Below are 19,667 nucleotides of genomic sequence, written 5' to 3'. Positions count from 1 at the left end.
TCGGGCATCCCGCCCAAAGGGGCGCGGCGCCATGACAGGATCGCCTTGCCCGACAACGGAGTTGTCGGGCCTACCGCCGGACGGGCGGGAAGCCAGGCCTGCGGAGGCCGTGTAAGACCGATCTTCACCGGTCGGCAGTGGCCCGTGAAACAGGAACCCGAGGTGGTACCGCGTAGCGGTACGGACCGGAATCTCCTGCCCTCGGGCAGGAGAGGGCGTCAATTGGCCCCCACCATCCGGAGCACGAGGTCGGCGTAGAGCGCGCCGACCTCCTCCGGGGTCCGGGGGCCGTCCACGTTGAACCAGCGGGCGACGTCGATGCAGAGGGAGAGCACCGCAAGGGTGGTGCCGTGCACGTCGGGGACGTCGAACTCGCCGGTCTCGACGCCCTCCTGGACGATCCCGCGCACCTCGGCGTCGACCTGGCGGCGCAGCGCGAGGATCTCGGCGCGGGCGTCGGGGCCGAGGGCGTCGAGTTCGTACTGCACGACCCGGGCGGTGGTGCGCCGCCCGGCGTGCCAGCGGACGAAGGAGCTGATGGCGTCGGCGAGCCGCTCGGCGGCGGTGCCCTCGCCCCGGGCGGCGGTCCGGAGGATCTCCAGGGCCTTGTCGTGGCCGATCCGGCTGATCCGGTGGAGCAGCTCTTCCTTGGTCTTGTAGTGGATGTAGAGCGCGGCGGGGCTCATGCCGGCGCGGCCCGCGATGTCGCGGGTGGTGGTGGCGTGGTAGCCGCGCTCGGCGAAGGCCTCCACGGCGGCGACCAGCAGGCGCCGGGCCGCGTCAGGGGTGACCTCTTCCCACGGCTCGATCTCGCCGCCGGTCGTGTCCTCCGCCGTACTCATCGCTCGCTCGCCCCTCTCGATACAGGAGCTCCACCATACCGCCGAAGCTGAGCGAGCGCTTAGTGTGCCCGCTCAGAGCTTTTCGCGACGCCTTCACGGCGGCCTTCACGGCGGCTAGAGCTTCTCGAAGGGGTCGTGTGCGGCGAGCAGCTTCTCCAGCCTGGCCTGGTCGACCCGGCTGACGATCTGCCCGGCCTCCTGCCGGTCCCGGATCACCTTCGCGAGCGTGAAGGCGGAGGTGACGAGATAGAGCACGGCGATGCCGAGGAAGCCGCGCACCCAGGCGTCGGCGTGCAGCCGGAAGATGCCGATGACGGTGGCCGCCATGGCGATGCCGAAGGAGAGGACGGCCTGGCCGTAGAAGGCGGCCGTGTTCTGCTGTCTGACCGGTGTGTCGCTCATGGGTCGAGCATCGGCGAACGCGGGCGGCGCCACATCCGCCGACGTACTCAGGAGGTACTCAAGTGCGCCGCCCGGTGGTGGTCAGAACGCCGAAACCCCCGTCAGCGCCCGCCCGATGAGCAGCTTCTGGATCTGGCTGGTGCCCTCGTAGAGGGTCATCACCCGGGCGTCGCGCAGGAGTTTGCCGGCCGGGTACTCGTCGATGTAGCCGTAGCCGCCGAAGACCTGGAGGGCGTTGTTGGCGGCGCGTACGGCGGCCTCGGAGGCGAAGAGCTTGGCCTTGGAGGACTCGGTGGCGAACGGCAGTCCGCGGTCGATCAGATCGGCGACCCGCCAGGTCAGCAGCCGGGCCGCGTCGACGTCCACCGCGATGTCGCTGATCAGCTCTTGGACCAGTTGGTGGCCCGCTATCGGCGTCCCGAACTGCTCGCGTTCTCCCGCGTACCGCACGGCCGCGTCCAGCGCCGCCTGGGCTATGCCGACGCACCCGGCCGCGACCGACATCCGCCCCTTGGCCAGCGCCGACATGGCGACCGAGAAGCCCTTGCCCTCGGGCCCGAGCATCGCGGACGCCGGCACCCGGACGTCCTCCAGGACCAGCTCGGCGGTGGCCTGGCCGCGCAGGCCGAGCTTGCCGTGGATGGCGCGGCGGGTCAGACCGGGCGTGTCGGTCGGCACGAGGAAGGCGGAGACGCCCTTGTGGCCGGGCGCGTCGGTGGAGCGGGCGAAGAGGAGGACGACGTCGGCCCAGGTGCCGTTGGTGATGAACATCTTGGTGCCGTTGACGACGTACTCGTCGCCTTCGCGAACGGCGTGGGTGGTGAGGTTGCCCGCGTCGGAGCCGGTGCCGGGTTCGGTCAGGCCGAAGCAGCCGACGTACGCGCCGGAGGTCAGCCCCGGCAGCCAGCGCCGCTTCTGCTCCTCGGTCCCCCAGGCGGCGACGGTCTTGGCCACCAGCCCGAGGGAGACCGACACGATCCCGCGCACGGAGGAGTCCCCGCGCCCCAGCTCCTCCGTGACCAGGCAGTACGACAGATGGTCGCCGCCCGAGCCGCCGTACTCCTCGTCGATCGTCAGCCCCAGGAAGCCGACCTCGCCGAGCTTCTTCACGATGCCCCGGTCGACGTCCTCGGCACGGTCCCAGGCGATCGCGTTCGGGGTGACCTCACGCTCCACGAAGTCCCTGGCCAGCTGCCGAACGGCGGTCTGCTCCTCGCTGAGCCCCAGGTTCACCATGCGATCACCCCACCCATTTAAATTAGCACTGCTAGTTTCTGTTGTGCAGCCCTACTATGTGCGCCATGGCCCGACCGCGCAAGCCCCTCCTCAGCACCGACCGGATCGTCGCGACGGCACGGGAACTCGTGGACGCGGAGGGTCTGGCGGCCGTCTCCACGCGACGGCTCGCGGCCGAGCTGGGGGTGAGCGGACCGTCGCTCTACAACCACTTCCGCACGAAGGACGAGATCCTGGAGGCGGTCGCGGACTCGGTGAGCGCGCAGGTCGACCTGTCGATGTTCGAGGAGGGGAACGGGAGGGACTGGCGGACGGCCCTGCACGACTGGGCGGTGTCGTACCGCGCCGCACTCCGCGACCACCCGAACATCGTCCCGGTCCTCGCCCGCGGGCCCGGCCGGCGCCCGGCCGGACTACGGCTCGCGGACGCGGTCTACGGCGCGATGGTGGGCGCGGGGTGGCCGCCGGCGCAGGCGACGTCGATCGGGGCGCTGATGCGGTACTTCATCATGGGGTCGGCGCTGGGGTCGTTCGCCGGGGGGTTCGTGGACGACGCGAGCGCGTACGATCCGGCCGACTATCCGCATCTGGGGCAGGCGCACCTTCTTCTGGAACGCCAGGAGAAGATCGACGAGCGGGCGTTCGAGACGGGGTTGCGGGCGTTGCTGGACGGGCTGAGTGAACAGTTCGCGGTGGTGAAGGAGACGGCGTAGGGGAGCTTCGGCCGGAGGGTGGGTGCGGGCCGGTGGGGGCTGGTCGCGCAGTTCCCCGCGCCCCTGAAGGGGCGCCATAGCCACCTGTCCGAAATCCGCCAGCCCCCGCCCTCCCCCACTCCCTACCCTCGGCCACATGAAGACGACGCCCACCGCACCCCGCCACCACCTCCTCCCCACCGCAGCCGCCGCCGTCACCGTCGTGCTCTGGGCCTCCGCCTTCGTGGCCATCCGGAGCGCGGGCGACTCCTACTCCCCCGGCGCTCTCGCCCTCGGCCGGCTGCTGTCCGGGTCCCTCGTGCTCGGGCTGCTCTGTGTCGTGCGGCGCGAAGGCCTGCCGCCCAGGTCCGCCTGGCGCGGCATCGCGATATCGGGCCTTCTCTGGTTCGGCTTCTACAGCGTCGTCCTCAACTGGGGCGAGCAGCAGGTCGACGCCGGCACCGCCGCCCTCGTCGTGAACATCGGCCCGATCCTCATCGCGCTGCTCGGCGCCCGGCTGCTCGGCGATCCGATGCCCCCGCGGCTGCTCGCGGGGATGGCCGTGTCGTTCGCGGGCGCGGTGACCGTCGGCCTGTCGATGTCGGGCGAGGGCGGTTCCTCGGTGCTCGGCGTGGTGCTGTGCCTGCTCGCGGCCGTCGCGTACGCCGGCGGGGTCGTCGCGCAGAAGCCGGCGCTCGGGCAGGCGAGCGCCCTCCAGGTGACGACGTACGGGTGTCTCGTCGGCGCCGTCGCCTGTCTGCCGTTCGCCGGGCAGCTCGTCGGCGAGGCCGCCGACGCCCCGCTCTCCGCGACCCTCGACATGCTGTACCTGGGCGTGTTCCCGCTGGCCCTGGCCTTCACCACCTGGGCGTACGCGCTCGCCCGCACGACCGCCAGCCGGATGGGCGCGACCACCTACGCGGTGCCCGCGCTGGTCGTGCTGATGTCGTGGCTGGCGCTCGGCGAGGTGCCCGGGACGCTGACACTCGCGGGCGGGGTGCTGTGCCTGGCCGGTGTGGCGGTCTCCCGGTCGCGGGCGCGGACCTCCCGGGTCGTGGCCGCGACCGGGACCCGGCCCGAGGAGGCGCGGGAGTCGGCGTGACGGCCATGCGGACACCGCCCGCTCAGAACACCACCAGCGCCCGGCCGCCCTTGCCCGCCACCATGTTCTCGAACGCCGCCGGAATGTCCTCCAGAGTGATCCGTTCCGTCACCAGCGCGCCGAGGTCCAGGCGGCCCGCCCGGACGTGTTCGGCGAGCAGCGGCAGGTCGCGGGCCGGGTCCGAGTTGCCGTAGACGCAGCCGGAGAGGGTGCGGCCCCAGTGGAAGAGCTCCAGGGCGTTGAAGGTGACCTGTTCGGTCTTGGCGCCGATGCCGACCACGGTCGTACGGCCGCCCCGGCGGGTGGACTCCCAGGCCGCGCGGATGCTGACCGCGCGGCCGGCGCATTCGACGGAGACGTCCACGCCCTGTTTGGCGGTGAGGGAGCGGATCGCGCGGGGTGTGGTGTCGGAGGCCACGACGTAGTCCGTGGCGCCCGCCGCTCGCGCGAGCTCCTCCTTCGCCGCGGAGACGTCCACGGCGATGATCCGGGACGCGCCCGCGATCCGGGCGGCCTGGACGGTGGCGAGGCCGACCCCGCCGACGCCGAACACCGCCACCGTCTCGCCCTCGCGGACCCGCGCCGAGTGGTGGACGGCGCCGTACCCGGTGAGGACCGCGCAGCCGAGGAGGGCCGCGTCCGTGAGGGGGATGCCGGCGGGGAGCGGCAGGACGCAGGACTCGGCGACCACCGTCTCCTCGGCGAACGCGGCGACGTTCAGGCCGGGGTGGAGGTCGGTGCCGTCCGCCGTACGGGCGTAGACGTCGGCGGCACCGGACAGCGCGTCGGCGCACAGCCACACCTCGCCGAGCGAACAGGCGTGGCAACGCCCGCAGGAGGGCGCCCAGTTGAGGACGACCGGGTCACCCGGTGCCAGGCGGGTGACGCCCTCCCCGACCTCCACCACGGTACCCGCGCCCTCGTGGCCGAGGACCGCCGGGACCGGCACCCGCATGGTGCCGTCGGAGAGGGAGAGGTCGGAGTGGCAGACACCGGCGGCGGCCAGGCGCACCCGGACCTGGCCGGGGCCGGGGTCCGGGAGTTCGATCCCGGTGACGGACAGCGGGGCGCCCACGGCGGGCAGTACGGCGGCACGGACGGCCATGGCTCAACCCTCCTCAGAACTGCAGGGACTTGGTCTGGAGGTACTCGGCGAGGCCGTGCGCGCCGAGCTCGCGGCCGACCCCCGACTGCTTGTAACCGCCGAACGGGGCACGGGGGTTGAACCGGCCCCCGTTGATGTCGACCTGCCCGGTGTCCATGCGCCGGGCGAAGGCCACCGCCTCCGTCTCGTCCCCGGCCCAGACGGCGCCCGCGAGCCCGTAGACCGTGCCGTTGGCGATGCGGAGCGCGTCCGCCTCGTCCTCGTAGCGCAGGATCGACAGCACCGGGCCGAAGATCTCCTCCTGCGCGATCGTCATCTCGGGGGTGACGTCGGCGAAGACGGTCGGGCTGACGAAGTAGCCCTGCTCACGCGGGGATTCGGGACCGCCCGCGATCAGCCGGGCCCCCTCCGCGATGCCCTTCTCGATGTAACCCCGCACCCTCGCCCGCTGCTTGGCGCTGACGACAGGACCGATCCGCTCGCCGTACTTGGCGGCGGCCGTGGCCGCCAGCTCCACCGCCTCCTCGTACTGGTCGGCGTGCACCAGCATCCGGGTCCAGGCACTGCACGTCTGGCCGGAGTTGGACATCACGTTGGCCACGCCGACGTTCACGGCCTTGGCGAGATCGGCGCTCGGCAGGATGACGTTCGCGGACTTGCCGCCCAGCTCCAGGGCCACCTTCTTGACGGCCGCCCCGGCGGTCGCGCCGATCTGCCTGCCGACGGCCGTGGAGCCGGTGAAGGAGACCAGGTCGACCCCGGGGTGCTCGGCGAGGGCCTGCCCGGCGATCGGGCCGAGGCCGGTGACCAGGTTGAACACACCGGCGGGGAGGCCCGCTTCGTGCACGGCCTCCGCGAACAGCTGGGCGGTGAGCGGGGTGTCCTCGGCGGGCTTCAGGACGACCGTGCAGCCGGCGGCGAGCGCCGGGGCGACCTTGGCGACGATCTGGTGCAGCGGGTAGTTCCAGGGCGTGATCGCGCCGACCACGCCCACCGGCTCCTGGTAGACGGTCGAGTTGCCGACCTTCTCCTCGAAGGGATGGTTACCCGCCAGCTCGGCGTACGAGCCCGCGACCGCGATCGGCACGCCCGCGTGGACGATCTGGGAGAACTGCAGCGGCGCGCCCAGCTCCGCGCTCACCGTCTCGGCGATCTCGTCCTTGCGGGCCACCAGGACGTCACGCAGCTCGCGGAGGCGGGCGGCCCGCTCGGCGGGCGGGGTGGCGGCCCAGGCCGGGAGGGCGGCACGAGCGGCGCGTACGGCGGTGTCGACGTCCAGCGCGCCGCCCGCCGGGACCCGGCCGATGACCTGCTCGTCGACCGGGTTCACGACCTCGATCACATCCCGGCTCTCGGCGGCGCGCCAGGCGCCGTCGATGTACAGGCCGTCGTGTGCCTTCATGCTGCTTCCTCCCGGCGGAGCTGTGTCCTCGTCGTCCGAAACACAAACTAGCGACGATAGTTTTAGTGCGCCAGACATGCCCCGCCGACATCAGGAGTCGACACGGTCAGAAACCGACCCGGGCACGATCAGAAGTCGACCTGGGCCCGCTCGTCGACCCGCCCCACGCTCTCCTGCGCGAAGGCCTTCTCGTAGGCCCGCCGGATCTCCTCGATCTTCCGGTCGCCGCCCGGCGCCGCCGACACCGGATACAGCAGGATCAGCTCGTACGACCGCTCCTTCTCGATCGTGCCGTGCGCGTCCCGCCACTGCCCGCGCCCGCTCTGCACGGTGAGTCCGTCGGGGAAGTCCGGGGTGACCTCCTTGTCGACGAAGGCCATGAACTGCCGGTCGGTGACGGCGGGCCCGCCGTCGGGGCGGGCGGTACCGAAGAACAGCCGGGTCTCGACATACGGCTTTCCACGCGTCGGCGCGGCCGGCGGCCGGCCGTCGGCCAACGCCGTGTAGGCGGTCGGGGCACCGGCGAGCAGCAGCCCGGCGACGGCGAGAGCCGACCGGTTACGGAGGGAATGAGTGCGCATGCCCCATTCCTAGGCGATTTCCCCCTCTCCGGACCGGGATTCCCGGAGTGATTCACTCGTCCAGGTCGGGCAGCCGTGCCGGGGACGGGCAGATCCGTTCGCCGTGCTGGTCGAAGACGAACAGGTGGGCGAGGTCGACCAGGAGCGGGATCTGCATACCGTGCCGGAGCTGGAGATCGGGCGTGGTGCGCACGACCAGATCGCCGGGCAGCCGCCCCTCCGGGGGCACGGGTCGGGCTTCCGGCGGATCCTCCAGTACGACGACCGGTCCCGCCCGCTTCGAACTCGCCCGGTCCCGAAGGCGGTCCAGCACCGTCACCGCCCCCTCCCGCCGCCGGCGCCGGGACGGCCGGCCGGTCGGGCGCGGGGCCTCCAGCTCCGGTACGACGGCGGGCCGGGAGCCGGTGTCGAAGTGGACGAGCACCTCGTGCCCCTGGAACTCGACATGCTCCACCAGACCGGTGAGCGGCACCTCCCCGGGCCGGGCGGTGGAGTGCTTGGCGATCCGCACCGCCTCCGAACGCAGCCCGACGATCACCTCCCGGCCCTGCTGCACCCGCAGCAACCGGTGGTCCAGGGAGAGGGGTTCGGGCAGCGGCAGAGCCTGTTTGCCCAGGTTGACCGTCATCGCGCCGTCGAGCGGGGCGCGGATCACCCCTCGCAGGAGGTTGATGCGCGGGGTGCCGATGAAGGCGGCGACGAAGACGTTGCGGGGCAGGGCGTAGACCGCCCGCGGGGTGTCCACCTGCTGGAGGACCCCGCCGCGCAGGACGGCGACCCGGTCGCCGAGCGACATGGCCTCGGCCTGGTCGTGGGTGACGTAGACCGTGGTGACGCCCAGTTCCCGGGTCAGCTTCGATATCTCGGCACGTAGATGGCTGCGGAGCTTGGCGTCGAGGTTGGAGAGCGGCTCGTCCATCAGGAAGGCCGACGGATGCCGGGCGATGGCCCGTCCCATCGCGACGCGCTGGCGTTCACCGCCGGAGAGCTGGCCGGGGAAGCGGTCCAGGAGGTCCTCGATGCCCAGCATGCGGGCGGTGGCGTCCACCCGGGGGCGCGGGTCCGAGCCGGGCGTCTCGATGCGCAGCGGGAAGCCGATGTTGTCGCGGCTGGTCATGCTCGGGTAGAGGGCGAAGTTCTGGAACACCATCGCGATGTCCCGGTCGGACGGCAGGAGGTCGTTGCCGTACTCGCCGTCGAGGAACAGCTCTCCCTCGTCGATCTCCTCCAGTCCCGCGATCATTCTCAGCACGGTCGACTTGCCACAACCGGACGGACCGAGCAGCACGAGGAACTCCCCGGGAGCGATGTCCAGCGATAACCGGTCCACCACGCGAACGCCTCGCGCGAAGGCCTTGCTGACGTTGTGCAGGGAGATGGCGCGTGTCATGGCTGCTCCGTGGCCGAAGGCCGCGTGCGGGACGTACGGGCCTGTGGGTCACGGAAGTTAACGGAATGTGTGGGGGAGGGGGAAGACACATACCGAGATACTCAGAAAGCGACCAGGCAAGCCAAAAAACGGACGGATCTGTTCAGCATGCGGCAGGGCAACCCCCTTAGGGGCGCGGGGAACTGCGCGACAAGCCACGACGGCGCAGCAGCCGCGAACGCACATCCGCCCCCACCCCACTGGGCGTACTTTCCTGCGACCGCAACGCCACTCCGGAAGACAGGAGCAACAGCCCCCCGAGCATCACAAACGGAGCCGCCACCCCCGCAACCCCCGCCACCAACCCCGCCGCGGCCGGCGCAGCCACCTGCCCCAGCCGATTCCCCGTCAACCGCAACGCCAGCGCAGTCGACCGCGCCCCCTCCGGCGCGGCCTGCACGACCGTCGTCATGGACAACGGCTGCCCCACCCCCAGACAGAACCCCAGCACCGCGAGCATCAGCCCGAGCCCCCACACCGGCACCGGCAGCGCGATCCCCGCGCACAGCACGGCCGCCAGCAGACACGTCACCGTCAGCAGCACCGGCCGGCCCAGCAGTCGTAGCAACGGCGTGAGAACCAGCCGGCAGGCGATCGTCGCCCCCGCCCGCACGCTGAGCAGCACGCCGATCACCGCGGGCGCGATACCCCGGTGCTGGCCGACCACCGGGAGGTACGCGGTCAGGATGTCGGTCGCGGACAGCACGGACAGGCTGATCAGCATGCCGGCCGGCACTCCCCGGGCGCGCAGGATGCGGCCCACCGGCACGCGGTCCCCCTCCGCCGTGCGGGACGTGACCGCCGTACGGTCCTCGATGCGCCACAGCGACGTGAACGCGACCGCGGCCCCCGCACCCGCCACCACCAGCGCGAGCGCACTCGTGCCCGCCATGTCGGGACCGCCGATCAGCGCACCGGCCGCGACCGGGCCGATCAGCTGGCCCAGTGACGCCCCGATGGTGAAGTGCCCGAAGTTGCGGTCCTGTTCGTGCGGGGCGGACTGGCGGGCCACCAGGGACTGGGCGCCGATCACGAAGCAGAGGTGGCCGAGGCCCATCACCCCGCTCCACAGGGCCATCGTCCAGAGGGAGTCCGCGAGTCCGCTGAGCGCGCAGCCGCCGGATATCAGCACCACACCGACGGGCAGCAGGGGCGCGCAGCGCCCGTGGTCGGTGCGGCGGCCGAGCGGTACGGCGGCGAAGAGCGGGAGCAGGGCGTAGACGCCCGCGATGACACCGATCGCCCGCTCGTCCGCGCCGAGCGCGAGCGCCCGGTAGGAGACGGCGGGCCGGGCCATCGACACCGCCCCCTGCGCGAAGCCGAAGGCGATGACGAGACGGAGCAGCCAGCCGCGGTTCCTGCCGGGCGCCATGGTGAGGCCTCCTTGCGCTATGTCAGATGATTCCGAAGAGGATTCCTGCCCCGAGCACCACCAGCGATGTCAGCGCGGCCCACTTGACCACGAAGCGCGTGTGGTCGCCGAACTCGACCTTGGCCATGCCGACCAGGACGTAGACGGCCGGCACGAGCGGGCTGGACATGTGCAGCGGCTGGCCGACGATCGAGGCGCGGGCGATCTCCACGGCGGGGACACCGTGGGCCTGGCCGGCCTCGGCGAGGACCGGGAGGATGCCGAAGTAGAAGCCGTCGTTGGACATGAAGTACGTGAGCGGGATGCTCAGCACGCCGGTGACGAGGGCCATGTGCGGGCCCATGCCGTCGGGGATGTTGCCGACAAGCCACTCGGCCATGTGGTCGACCATGCCGGTGCCCTGGAGGACGCCGGTGAAGACGGCGGCGGCGAAGACCATGCCGGAGACGTTGAGCACGTTCTCGGCGTGGGCGGCGAGGCGGGCCCGCTGGGCGGGCATCTGCGGGTAGTTGACGGTCAGGGCGAGGGCCGCGCCGAGCAGGAAGAGCACCGGGATCGGCAGCCACTCCATGATCATGGCGGTGAGCAGGGCGACCGTGAGCGCCGCGTTGAACCAGTAGAGCTTGGGACGCAGGGTCTCGCGGTGCGGGTCGAGTCCCTGGAAGCCGTCGTCCTCGCCGCCGTGCTCACCGCCGTCCTCGCCGCCGTGCTCGCCGTCGGGGGTCCCGGGAAGGCCGGGGCGCGGAGCGCCGGCGCGCGCCGGGGACTTGCCGGCCCCCACGAGGACCGTCTCCTGCTCCTCGACCAGCACCTCGTCCAGCGTCAGCACGCCGAGCCGCTTGCGCTCGCGGCGGCCGAGGACGTACGCGAGGGCGAGGACGAAGAGCAGGCCCATGGCGAGCGCCGGGATCATCGGCACGAAGATGTCACTGGCGTCGAGCTTGAGCGCGGTCGCGGCCCGGGCGGTGGGGCCGCCCCAGGGCAGGGTGTTCATCACGCCGTTGGCCATCGCGGCGACACCGGTCATCACGACCAGGCTCATCTTCAGGCGCTTGTACAGCGGGTACATCGCCGAGACGGTGATCATGAAGGTGGTGGAGCCGTCGCCGTCGAGGGAGACGATCGCGGCGAGCAGGGCCGTACCGACGACGATCCGCAGCGGGTCGGCCTTGCAGAACCGCAGGATGCCCTTGACGACCGGGTCGAAGAGGCCGACGTCGATCATCACACCGAAGTAGACGATCGCGAACATGAGCATCGCCGCGGTGGGCGCGAGGCTGGTGACGCCGTCGATGACGTAGTCGCCGAGGTGGGCGCCCTTGCCGACGAACACGCAGAACAGCGCGGGGATCAGCACGAGCGCCGCGATCGGCGACATCTTCTTCAGCATGATCAGGACCAGGAAGGTCGCGATCATGGTGAAGCCGAGGATGGTCAGCATGAATGGATTACCTAACGTTCGCCCTTGAACTCCCACCAGGGCCGGCGATGCGATGACGTTAGGTCGCGCCAAACGTCGTTAACAAGACGTTGACACGCGAGCAATAAGCGCAAAACTCCAGGTCACAGGGTTGCGGTCACCTCGATGGGGATGCCGTTGAGGACGGCGTTGCCGGACAGCGGGTCGAGCAGGCTGCCGTCGAGGAGCTGGTTGACGTTGACGCCGGGGGCGGCCTGGGCGTGGCTGAGGCGGGTGCCGGGGCGGTCGTGGCCCCAGCCGTGCGGGAGGCTGACGACCCCGGGCCGGACGCCGTCGGTGACCTCGGCGGGGGTGACCACCTCTCCCCCGGCGCCCTTGACGCGGACGTCGGCGCCGTCGCGCACGCCGAGCCGTTCGGCGTCCTCGGGGTGGATGTGCAGGGTGCAGCGGTTGGAGCCGCCGGTGAGGGCGGGCACGTTGTGCATCCAGCTGTTGTTGGAGCGCAGATGCCGGCGGCCGACGAGGACGAGGGCCGCGGGGCTGGTGTCGAGGGCCGCGCGCAGCCGGGGCAGGTCGTCGGCGATCGGCCGCGGCAGCAGTTCGACCTGGCCGCTCCTGGTCTTCAGCGGCTGCGGCAGGCGGGACCCGAGGGGCCCGAGGTCGATGCCGTGCGGGTGGGCGAGCAGCTGCTCCAGGGTGAGCCCGTCGGGCCGGGCGCCGAAGCCGTCGCCGTACGGGCCGAGGCGCAGCATCATGTCGAGTCGGCGCTCGGGGCCGGTGTCCCCGGTGAGCTGCCCGGCGAGTTCCCGCGGGTCCCGGCCGTGCACGGGCGAGTGGAGCTCCGTGACCGCCTTGCCCAGGGTCTGGCCGATGACCATGTCGTCCACGGCGGACGGTTCGGCGCCGTGCATGCCGCCGGCCGCCAGCACCAGCCGGGCCAGGATCTCGGTCTCCGCCATCCGGCCGGGCTCCAGCGGGACGGCGGGACGGGTGTAGCGGACCTGGTTGCGGACGGCGAGGGTGTTGAAGGCGAAGTCGTGGTGCGGGCTCTGCGAGGGCGGCGGCGGGGGCAGGACGACGTCGGCGTGGCGCGCGGTCTCGTTGAGGTAGGGGTCGACGCTGACCATGAAGTCGAGGGAGTCCAGGGCCTTGTCGAGCCGGGCACCGTCCGGGGCGGAGAGCACGGGGTTGGTGGCGATCGCGATGAGCGCGCGGATCGGCTCGCCCTCGGCGGTCGCGGTGTCGATCTCCTCGGCGAGCGCGGAGAGCGGCAACTCTCCCTTCGCCTCCGGGTGCCGGCTGACCCGGGAGTGCCAGCGCGCGAGCGCGAAGCCCCGGCCGGGACCGGCGGGGCGCGGGGTCTTGTCGGTGGCGGCCTGCGGGAAGAGGGCGCCGCCGGGCCGGTCGAGGTTGCCGGTGAGGATGTTGAGGACGTCGACGAGCCAGCTGGCGAGGGTGCCGTGCGGGACGGTGCAGCTGCCGATGCGGGCGTATACGGCGGCGGTGGGGGCGGCGGCGAGCTCGCGGGCGAGTTCCCGGATCGTACCGGCGTCCACGTCCGCGGCACGGGCGACCGCGTCCGGGGTGAAGTCCCCCAGTTCGGCACGGAGTTCGTCGAGGCCCTGGACGTGCGGGGCGAGGTCGCCGAGGTCCACCAGGCCCTCCTCGAAGAGGACTTGGGCCATCGCGGCGAGCAACAGGGCATCGGCACCGGGCCGGATGGCGATGTGCCGGTCGGCGAGCTTCGCGGTGCGGGTGCGGCGCGGGTCGATGACGGTGAGGGTGCCGCCGCGGGCCTTGAGCGCCTTGAGCTTGCCGGGAAAGTCGGGGGCGGTGCACAGACTCCCGTTGGACTCCAGGGGGTTGGCGCCGATGAGCAGGAGGTGGTCGGTGTGGTCGAGGTCGGGCACCGGTATCGCGTTGGCGTCGCCGAAGAGCAGTCCGCTGGAGACGTGCTTGGGCATCTGGTCGACCGTGGACGCGGTGAAGACGCTGCGGGTGCCGAGGGCCGCGAGCAGCACCGGCGGGTAGAGGGCGCCGGCCATGGTGTGGACGTTGGGGTTGCCGAGAACGACGCCCACGGAGTTGGCGCCGTACCGCTCCACGACGGGCCGGATCCCGGCCGCGACCGCGTCGAAGGCCTCCGCCCAGGTGGCCTCGCGCAGCTCGCCGTCCCTGCGGACGAGGGGGGTGCGCAGCCGGTCGGGGTCGCCGTCGACGGCCCCGAAGGAGGCGCCCTTCGGGCAGATGAACCCCCTGCTGAAGACGTCGTCACGGTCGCCGCGGGCGCCGGTGACGCGGGTGCCCTCGATGGTGAGGGTCAGCCCGCAGGTCGCCTCGCAGAGGGGGCAGATACGCAGGGCGGTGCGGGACATGCGGGGCCTCCCGGGAGTCGTGGAACTCGGGCCGAGCATACCGAGCGGTATGCCGGGATGGGAGGTCTGTTGCACCCCGGGTACAGGTCGAGTTGTTCGGATGCGGGTTGTCCGTGGCTGGTCGCGCCCACGCGGCGGAGCCGCATATCAAATACGGCCCGCGCCCCTGACGGGGCGGTTTCCCCGCTGTCAGTCCAGAACTCGGGCCAGATAGGCCCTCAGCAGCTCCCGTGTCTCCGCGATGATCGTCTCGTCGCCCTCCGGGGCCATCCGGAAGGACAGGTGGACCAGGGTGTCGGCGGTCTCCACGGCCACGAGGAACGTGCGGCGCAGGTTCTCGTCCGGGGTGCGGCCGATGTAGTCGGAGAGCAGGTCGGTGAGGCGGTCGGCGACCCTGCGGTTGGGTTCGGAGCGCGCGCCGACCGGGATCTGGTTGCCGAAGTCGACGAGCGAGAAGCCGGGGGCGGTGCGCTTCATGGCCAGGTACTCGTCGAGCACCGCGTCCATCGCGGCCCGCCATTCGCCCTTCGGCGCGTCCTTCAGCCGCTCGGTGACCCGCTCCGTGTAGCGCTCCAGGTTGCGCTGGGCGAGGGCGTCGGCCATCTGCCGCTTGTTGCCGAAGAAACGGTAGACCGAGCCGATGGGCACCCCGGCCCGGGCCGCGACGGCCCGGGTGCTCAGCTCGTCGTAGCCCACCTCGTCCAGGAGGTCGGCACAGGCATCGAGGATCCTGGTCAGTCGTTCGGCGCTACGGCGCTGCACGGGCGCTTTGCGAAGCGAGGTCGCTTGGGACACGGGCTTCATGATGCCTTTCCGCCGGGATCAGGTGAACCTCGCCCCCCAGTACGGAGACGGATGGCACATGCACTCATCCGGCCGCCGCGGCCGACGCCGTCGGTGTCGCCGTCTCCGTGCCGGACGCCGTGACGTCCGCCGTGCTCTCGACCGGTTTGCCGTGCACGGCCCACACCGTGCCGTCGTCCGCGTAGAGCCGGGCGGTGATGTGGTGGGTGCCGTGCGGGACGAGCCTCGCGGGGAGGTGGTACGCGGGGCTGCGCAGCCGGGTCACCAGGTCGCCGTCGACGAAGAGGTAGGCGAGGCCGCGTCCGGCGACCGCCCGCGCCGCGCTGCCGGCCGGGGAGAACCGGAAGCGGTGCACGTCGAGCCGGACGTCCCAGCCGCCGGCCGCGTCGGGGGTGACCTCCGTGCCGATGTCGGGCGCCAGCTTCTTGTCGATCTCCCGGTAGTGGCGCCCGCCCTCGTCCGTGTCGTCCAGGATCTTGCCCACCGGTGAGGGGGACCCCGCATCCCGCCGCCCGTGCGCCTCCCCCGTCCCGCAGCCCGCCGCCGCGACCAGCAGCAGCACGCAGGCCGCCAGCGCGCTCGGCAGTCCCCGCGTCCACGACATGCCCGGGAGCGTAGAACAGCGCCGCGAAGACCGGATCCCCCTGGAGTCGGGTTCTCCCCTACCCCGCGAGGACGACCGGGACGAGCAGGCCGGGACGAGCAGGCCGGGACGACCGGGACGCATCGCGCCCCCCTTGCACCCACCCCCGCGCAATCCTACGGTGATACATAGGAATCAGGACTCGGGCACTCAGGGACTCACAGGTTCAGGGAGCGATCATGAGCGGGGACGTGCGGAAGACCGCCGAGGCACTGGCGTACCTCTCGGGGTTCGGCAACGAGCACTCCTCGGAGGCGGTACCCGGCGCCCTGCCCGAGGGCCGGAACTCCCCGCAGCGCGCCCCCCTCGGCCTGTACGCGGAGCAGCTCAGCGGTACGGCCTTCACCGAGCCGCGGGCCCACAACCGCCGCTCCTGGCTGTACCGGATCCGCCCCTCGGCCGCCCACCCGGCGTTCACCCGCGCCGCCGACGACGGCGGGCTGCGCACCGGCCCCTTCACCGACATCGCCCCGGACCCGAACCGGCTCCGCTGGAACCCCCTGCCGGAGCCGCCGCCCGGCACGGACTTCCTCGCGGGCCTGTGGACCCTGGGCGGCAACGGCGACGCGACCCAGCGCACCGGCATGGCCGTGCACCTCTATCACGCGAACACCTCGATGGAGCGGGTCCTCTCCGACGCGGACGGCGAGCTGCTGATCGTCCCGGAGCGCGGCGGGCTGCTGCTGCGCACGGAGTTCGGCCTGCTGCATATGGAGCCGGGACATGTGGCGCTGATCCCGCGTGGGGTCCGCTTCCGTGTGGACCTGCTGGAGGCCTCCGCCCGTGGCTATGTGTGCGAGAACTACGGCGCGCCCTTCCGCCTCCCCGACCTGGGCCCGATCGGCGCCAACGGCCTCGCCAACGCCCGGGATTTCCGGGCCCCCGTCGCAGCCTACGAGGACATCGAGGGCCCGGTGGAGGTGGTCAACAAGTTCTGCGGCAACCTGTGGACCGCCACATATGACCACTCCCCACTGGACGTGGTCGCCTGGCACGGCACACATGTGCCCTACGTCTACGATCTCCGCCGTTTCAATGTGATCGGCACCATCTCGTACGACCATCCCGACCCGTCGATCTTCACCGTGCTGACGTCCCCGTCCGACACCCCCGGCCTGGCCGGTGTCGACTTCGTCGTCTTCGCGCCGCGCTGGCTGGTGGGCGAGAACACCTTCCGGCCGCCGTACTTCCACCGGAATGTGATGAGCGAATACATGGGGCTCGTCGAGGGGGCGTACGACGCCAAGGCGGAGGGGTTCGTGCCGGGCGGCGGCTCGTTGCACAACATGATGTCGGCGCACGGTCCGGACCGGGAGACGTTCGACCGGGCGAGCGCGGCCGAGCTGAAGCCCCAGAGGATCGACGACGGCCTGGCGTTCATGTTCGAGACCCGCTGGCCGGTGACGCTCACCCCCCAGGCCGCGACCGCCGAGCACCTCCAGCTGCGGTACGACGACGTCTGGCAGGGCCTGGAACGCCACTTCCGCCCCTTGCACTGAAGATCCCCCGACGGTACGGATGGCCCGTGACCTCCTTCGCCCCGGACTCGATCGTCCTGAACCGCAAGCTGCCGCTCTGGTACCAGGTGTCGCAGTCGCTGCGCGCCTCGATACTCGGCCGCTCGCCCCGGGACCCGCTCCGGCTGCCCACCGAGGAACAGCTGGCGGAGCACTACGGCGTGAGCGTGCTGACCATGCGGCAGGCGCTGAAGGAGCTGGAGGACGAGGGTCTGATCAGCCGGCACCGCCGCCGGGGCACCTTCATCGAGCCGGACGCCCGCCGGGGCACCCCGGTACGGCTGCTCGGCTCGGTGGACGCGATCGTGGCCCAGCAGTCGGGCATGACGGCAGAGCTGCTGGACCACGGCACAGCCCCGGTGACCGGCGAACTCACCGAGTTCTTCCCTGATCTCGCCGAGGTGTCGACGTACCACCGCCTGCGCAGCGACGAGCAGACGGGCGAGCCCACCAACCATGCCTACAACCACGTCCGCCCCGAACTGGCCGAGCGCATCGACCCGGAGGACCTGGCCCGCTGGCCGATGACGAAGGTGCTCCGCGATGTCGTCGGCGCGGACATCAGCCGCATCACGGACACGGTGGAGGCGAGGCTGGCCGACCCGGAGACCGCCCGTCTCCTCCAAGTCCCCCTCCTCAGCCCGATCCTGCACTACACCGGCGTCACCTACGACACCGCCGGCCGGGTCCTGGACCTGGCGGTCATCCACTACCGGGGAGACCGTTTCTCCTTCACGGTCACACTCGACGCAACCTGAACTCGTCGTACGATGCCGGGCGTGACGCGCGACGACGCTCCGCTGCTGGCGGACCTCATGCCGTGGTCCGTCGCACCACTACGGCTCGGCCGGGGGTGGCCGACGGCCCCCGACCCGGCGACCCTGAAGGCCCGCTGGGACGCCCTCCTCAGGGCGGAGGGCCCCGCCCGGGAGACCTTGTTCGAGCCGACGCGCTCCCGGACGATCCACTCGGCGGTACCCCAGCTCCCGGGCCAGCCGACCGGCACGGAGCGGCTGGAGCAGGCCTCGGGCCCGTACGCGGACCCGGTCCGCGTCCTCGCCGCCCCCTTCGACGAACAGTGGCTGATCCCGGACCACCGTCTGATCGACACGGCCCGCCCGGAGTTGTGGCGGGTGGCGGACGCCCACCAGATCTTCGCGGTGGAGTCGGCGGAGGGCCTGCCGCTGCTGGCGACCTCGCTCCTCCCCGCCCTGCGCGCGGGCCGCATCCGCCCCCTCTACCGCCGCCCCGGCGGCAGGGAACCGAACCTGGCTCCGGGCCTGCTGGAGCACCTCGCCGACCGGCTGGGCCTGACGCCCACTCCCCCGGACGTCCTCGCCTGGACCCTGACGGCCATCCGCCCGGACCACACCGTCCCCCTCACCGAGGACCCCGGCCTCTGGTCCCAGGGCGTGGAACTGGGCCACCGGGCCCTGTGGCTGCTACGCCGGGACGGCGAACGCCCGAAGCTCCCCGGCGGCCGCCGCCCCTACGTCCGGGCCCCGCTCCCCTCCCGCCCCCTCACGGCCGTCTACGACCCGGAGGAGGAGACCCTCCACCTCGACGAAGGCCGCGTCTCCCCGGTCCCGCCGGAGGCATGGGACTTCAGAATGGGTGAGGTACGGGTCCTGGAGGCGTGGTTCGCAGCACGGACGGCAGAGACGGCGGAACCGGGAACCCTGGCGGCGATCGCCCCCGCGGCCTGGTCCCAGTCATGGACGTCGGAACTGCTGGAGCTGATCACGGTCCTGGCCCTGCTGTCGGAAGTACGGTCCCGGCAGACCGAGTTGGAGATCAACTCCCCGATCACGACGACAGACCTGAGGACAGCGAACGTACTCCCACTCCCGGAGACGTCCCGCAAACCAGCGTCAATCCTGGAACACACGGAAGAGGGCCCCGCGGGCCAGCTCACGCTGCTGTGACCGACCTGTTCGGGGACGCGGGGAACTGCGCGACAAGCCCCCACCGCCCCGCACATCACAACGCCGCGAACCCACCCAGAACCCTCTCCACCATCCGCCTGAAAACGGCCTCCATGTCAACCGCCCCCGGCCCCTCCGCAAACGCCTCCGCCATTCGCGGATACGCCCCCGAGGCAACCCGCCCCGCGAGATAGGCGGTCCGCATCGCGTTCTCCCGCTCCTCCGACCACGGCAGATTCCGCACCCGCTCGGCGCTGTCGATCTCGTTCCGCACGAAGGTCGTCACCACACCGTTCACCATGGCGATGAGCTCGAGCTTCGTACCGTACGACGCGTCCATCGGATCCAGGCACGCCAGACAGTGCTCCAGATACCGCAGCGCATGGGGGCTGAACCCGTACACCGGTGACATCAGCCGCGGCACCCAGGGATGCCGGTGCATCAACCCCCGCGTCTGCTCGGCGACCCGCATCATGTCGGCCCGCCAGTCCCCCGTCGGCTCCCACAACTCGTGTTCCGAGCTGACCGCGTCAACCATCAACTCGTACAAGTCCTCCTTGCGGGGGACGTAGTTGTACAGGGACATCGTCCCGCACCCCACCCCGGCCGCCACATGCCGCATCGACACGGCGTCCAGCCCCTCCGCGTCGGCGATCCGCACCGCGACCGTCGCGATGTCGGTGCGTGTGAACGCCGGCTTCGGCCCCCGCCCCGCCCGCTCGGGGCGTGCCCAGATCACCTCGGGTTCGGCCCCTCGGACTGACATCGATCATCACCTCGCCCACCATGCTAGTTACGTACGCCGTACGTAGTGCGCTAT

At 71.6% G+C, this 19,667-nt stretch carries 18 protein-coding genes; 5 read left to right on the top strand and 13 right to left on the bottom strand.

The window, feature by feature from the left end; genetic code table 11:
• Positions 1-218: 218 nt before the first annotated feature.
• The 3 genes from AB0D85_RS10815 to AB0D85_RS10805 all read right to left on the bottom strand — a co-directional run bounded on the left by AB0D85_RS10815 (position 219) and on the right by AB0D85_RS10805 (position 2,477).
• Positions 219-842: a TetR/AcrR family transcriptional regulator gene (locus AB0D85_RS10815; protein ID WP_362316909.1), complete on the bottom strand. Its 624-nt coding sequence runs from the start codon at positions 840-842 to the stop codon at positions 219-221.
• A 114-nt stretch (positions 843-956) separates the two neighbouring features.
• Entirely contained in the window at positions 957-1,244 is a 288-nt protein-coding gene (locus AB0D85_RS10810) for a YiaA/YiaB family inner membrane protein (protein ID WP_362316907.1), read from the bottom strand.
• A gap of 81 nt (positions 1,245-1,325) precedes the next feature.
• Positions 1,326-2,477, bottom strand: coding sequence for an acyl-CoA dehydrogenase family protein (locus AB0D85_RS10805; protein ID WP_362317981.1), 1,152 nt, complete (start codon positions 2,475-2,477; stop codon positions 1,326-1,328).
• A gap of 68 nt (positions 2,478-2,545) precedes the next feature.
• Here AB0D85_RS10805 and AB0D85_RS10800 point away from each other — a divergent pair, with 68 nt between their 5' ends.
• The gene (locus AB0D85_RS10800; protein WP_362316905.1) at positions 2,546-3,193 is read left to right on the top strand and encodes a TetR/AcrR family transcriptional regulator; all 648 of its coding nucleotides are present in this window, start codon (positions 2,546-2,548) and stop codon (positions 3,191-3,193) included.
• Between the two features lie 136 nt (positions 3,194-3,329).
• On the top strand, positions 3,330-4,274 hold the full coding sequence (locus AB0D85_RS10795; RefSeq protein ID WP_362316902.1) for a DMT family transporter: 945 nt from the start codon (positions 3,330-3,332) through the stop codon (positions 4,272-4,274).
• 22 nt (positions 4,275-4,296) lie between these two features.
• Here the strand turns inward: AB0D85_RS10795 and AB0D85_RS10790 are convergent, their stop codons facing one another.
• From AB0D85_RS10790 to AB0D85_RS10750, 9 genes are all read right to left on the bottom strand, one after another.
• Complete coding sequence (locus tag AB0D85_RS10790) at positions 4,297-5,379, bottom strand: Zn-dependent alcohol dehydrogenase (RefSeq protein ID WP_362316899.1); 1,083 nt, start codon at positions 5,377-5,379, stop codon at positions 4,297-4,299.
• Between the two features lie 13 nt (positions 5,380-5,392).
• Positions 5,393-6,781, bottom strand: coding sequence for an aldehyde dehydrogenase family protein (locus tag AB0D85_RS10785; protein WP_362316897.1), 1,389 nt, complete (start codon positions 6,779-6,781; stop codon positions 5,393-5,395).
• A gap of 128 nt (positions 6,782-6,909) precedes the next feature.
• The gene (locus tag AB0D85_RS10780; protein WP_362316894.1) at positions 6,910-7,362 is read right to left on the bottom strand and encodes a DUF3574 domain-containing protein; all 453 of its coding nucleotides are present in this window, start codon (positions 7,360-7,362) and stop codon (positions 6,910-6,912) included.
• Positions 7,363-7,414: 52 nt separating this feature from the next.
• A complete protein-coding gene (locus tag AB0D85_RS10775) occupies positions 7,415-8,752 on the bottom strand; it encodes an ABC transporter ATP-binding protein (protein WP_362316891.1) in 1,338 nt (445 codons plus the stop codon).
• A 166-nt stretch (positions 8,753-8,918) separates the two neighbouring features.
• Complete coding sequence (locus tag AB0D85_RS10770; RefSeq protein WP_362316889.1) at positions 8,919-10,163, bottom strand: MFS transporter; 1,245 nt, start codon at positions 10,161-10,163, stop codon at positions 8,919-8,921.
• 22 nt (positions 10,164-10,185) lie between these two features.
• Positions 10,186-11,604 carry a citrate:proton symporter gene (locus tag AB0D85_RS10765; RefSeq protein WP_362316887.1) on the bottom strand — a complete coding sequence of 473 codons (1,419 nt, stop codon included), beginning with the start codon at positions 11,602-11,604 and terminating at the stop codon, positions 10,186-10,188.
• Between the two features lie 122 nt (positions 11,605-11,726).
• A complete protein-coding gene (locus AB0D85_RS10760) occupies positions 11,727-13,958 on the bottom strand; it encodes a molybdopterin oxidoreductase family protein (RefSeq protein WP_362316884.1) in 2,232 nt (743 codons plus the stop codon).
• 189 nt (positions 13,959-14,147) lie between these two features.
• On the bottom strand, positions 14,148-14,762 hold the full coding sequence (locus AB0D85_RS10755) for a TetR/AcrR family transcriptional regulator (protein ID WP_362316881.1): 615 nt from the start codon (positions 14,760-14,762) through the stop codon (positions 14,148-14,150).
• 64 nt (positions 14,763-14,826) lie between these two features.
• Complete coding sequence (locus AB0D85_RS10750; protein ID WP_362316878.1) at positions 14,827-15,366, bottom strand: hypothetical protein; 540 nt, start codon at positions 15,364-15,366, stop codon at positions 14,827-14,829.
• Positions 15,367-15,584: 218 nt separating this feature from the next.
• Here AB0D85_RS10750 and hmgA point away from each other — a divergent pair, with 218 nt between their 5' ends.
• From hmgA to AB0D85_RS10735, 3 genes are read left to right on the top strand one after another with little or no spacing between them, the layout of a single operon-like run.
• Positions 15,585-16,904 (top strand): homogentisate 1,2-dioxygenase, encoded by a 1,320-nt coding sequence (gene hmgA / locus AB0D85_RS10745; RefSeq protein WP_362316875.1) that lies wholly within the window; start codon positions 15,585-15,587, stop codon positions 16,902-16,904.
• 26 nt (positions 16,905-16,930) lie between these two features.
• On the top strand, positions 16,931-17,680 hold the full coding sequence (locus tag AB0D85_RS10740; RefSeq protein WP_362316872.1) for a GntR family transcriptional regulator: 750 nt from the start codon (positions 16,931-16,933) through the stop codon (positions 17,678-17,680).
• Positions 17,681-17,692: 12 nt separating this feature from the next.
• Positions 17,693-18,847 (top strand): type ISP restriction/modification enzyme, encoded by a 1,155-nt coding sequence (locus AB0D85_RS10735; protein ID WP_362316868.1) that lies wholly within the window; start codon positions 17,693-17,695, stop codon positions 18,845-18,847.
• A gap of 55 nt (positions 18,848-18,902) precedes the next feature.
• Here the strand turns inward: AB0D85_RS10735 and AB0D85_RS10730 are convergent, their stop codons facing one another.
• Positions 18,903-19,613, bottom strand: coding sequence for a TetR/AcrR family transcriptional regulator (locus AB0D85_RS10730; RefSeq protein ID WP_362316865.1), 711 nt, complete (start codon positions 19,611-19,613; stop codon positions 18,903-18,905).
• Positions 19,614-19,667: the final 54 nt, after the last annotated feature.

The sequence above is a fragment of the Streptomyces sp. NPDC048277 genome (genome assembly GCF_040652235.1).
In the GTDB taxonomy this organism is placed as follows: Bacteria; Actinomycetota; Actinomycetes; order Streptomycetales; family Streptomycetaceae; genus Streptomyces.
The sequence above is the reverse complement of the archived record's forward strand: the minus strand, read 5'-3'. Positions and strand labels throughout refer to the sequence as shown.

Bases quoted from the DNA above. Each gene is read 5' to 3' on its own strand.
- AB0D85_RS10750 (WP_362316878.1), bottom strand. From the start codon at position 15,366: ATGTCGTGGACGCGGGGACTGCCGAGCGCGCTGGCGGCCTGCGTGCTG.
- AB0D85_RS10785 (WP_362316897.1), bottom strand. From the start codon at position 6,781: ATGAAGGCACACGACGGCCTGTACATCGACGGCGCCTGGCGCGCCGCC.
- AB0D85_RS10815 (WP_362316909.1), bottom strand. From the start codon at position 842: ATGAGTACGGCGGAGGACACGACCGGCGGCGAGATCGAGCCGTGGGAA.
- AB0D85_RS10800 (WP_362316905.1), top strand. From the start codon at position 2,546: ATGGCCCGACCGCGCAAGCCCCTCCTCAGCACCGACCGGATCGTCGCG.
- hmgA (WP_362316875.1), top strand. From the start codon at position 15,585: ATGAGCGGGGACGTGCGGAAGACCGCCGAGGCACTGGCGTACCTCTCG.
- AB0D85_RS10775 (WP_362316891.1), bottom strand. From the start codon at position 8,752: ATGACACGCGCCATCTCCCTGCACAACGTCAGCAAGGCCTTCGCGCGA.
- AB0D85_RS10765 (WP_362316887.1), bottom strand. From the start codon at position 11,604: ATGCTGACCATCCTCGGCTTCACCATGATCGCGACCTTCCTGGTCCTG.
- AB0D85_RS10790 (WP_362316899.1), bottom strand. From the start codon at position 5,379: ATGGCCGTCCGTGCCGCCGTACTGCCCGCCGTGGGCGCCCCGCTGTCC.
- AB0D85_RS10810 (WP_362316907.1), bottom strand. From the start codon at position 1,244: ATGAGCGACACACCGGTCAGACAGCAGAACACGGCCGCCTTCTACGGC.
- AB0D85_RS10780 (WP_362316894.1), bottom strand. From the start codon at position 7,362: ATGCGCACTCATTCCCTCCGTAACCGGTCGGCTCTCGCCGTCGCCGGG.
- AB0D85_RS10755 (WP_362316881.1), bottom strand. From the start codon at position 14,762: ATGAAGCCCGTGTCCCAAGCGACCTCGCTTCGCAAAGCGCCCGTGCAG.
- AB0D85_RS10770 (WP_362316889.1), bottom strand. From the start codon at position 10,163: ATGGCGCCCGGCAGGAACCGCGGCTGGCTGCTCCGTCTCGTCATCGCC.
- AB0D85_RS10760 (WP_362316884.1), bottom strand. From the start codon at position 13,958: ATGTCCCGCACCGCCCTGCGTATCTGCCCCCTCTGCGAGGCGACCTGC.
- AB0D85_RS10730 (WP_362316865.1), bottom strand. From the start codon at position 19,613: ATGTCAGTCCGAGGGGCCGAACCCGAGGTGATCTGGGCACGCCCCGAG.
- AB0D85_RS10735 (WP_362316868.1), top strand. From the start codon at position 17,693: ATGCCGGGCGTGACGCGCGACGACGCTCCGCTGCTGGCGGACCTCATG.
- AB0D85_RS10795 (WP_362316902.1), top strand. From the start codon at position 3,330: ATGAAGACGACGCCCACCGCACCCCGCCACCACCTCCTCCCCACCGCA.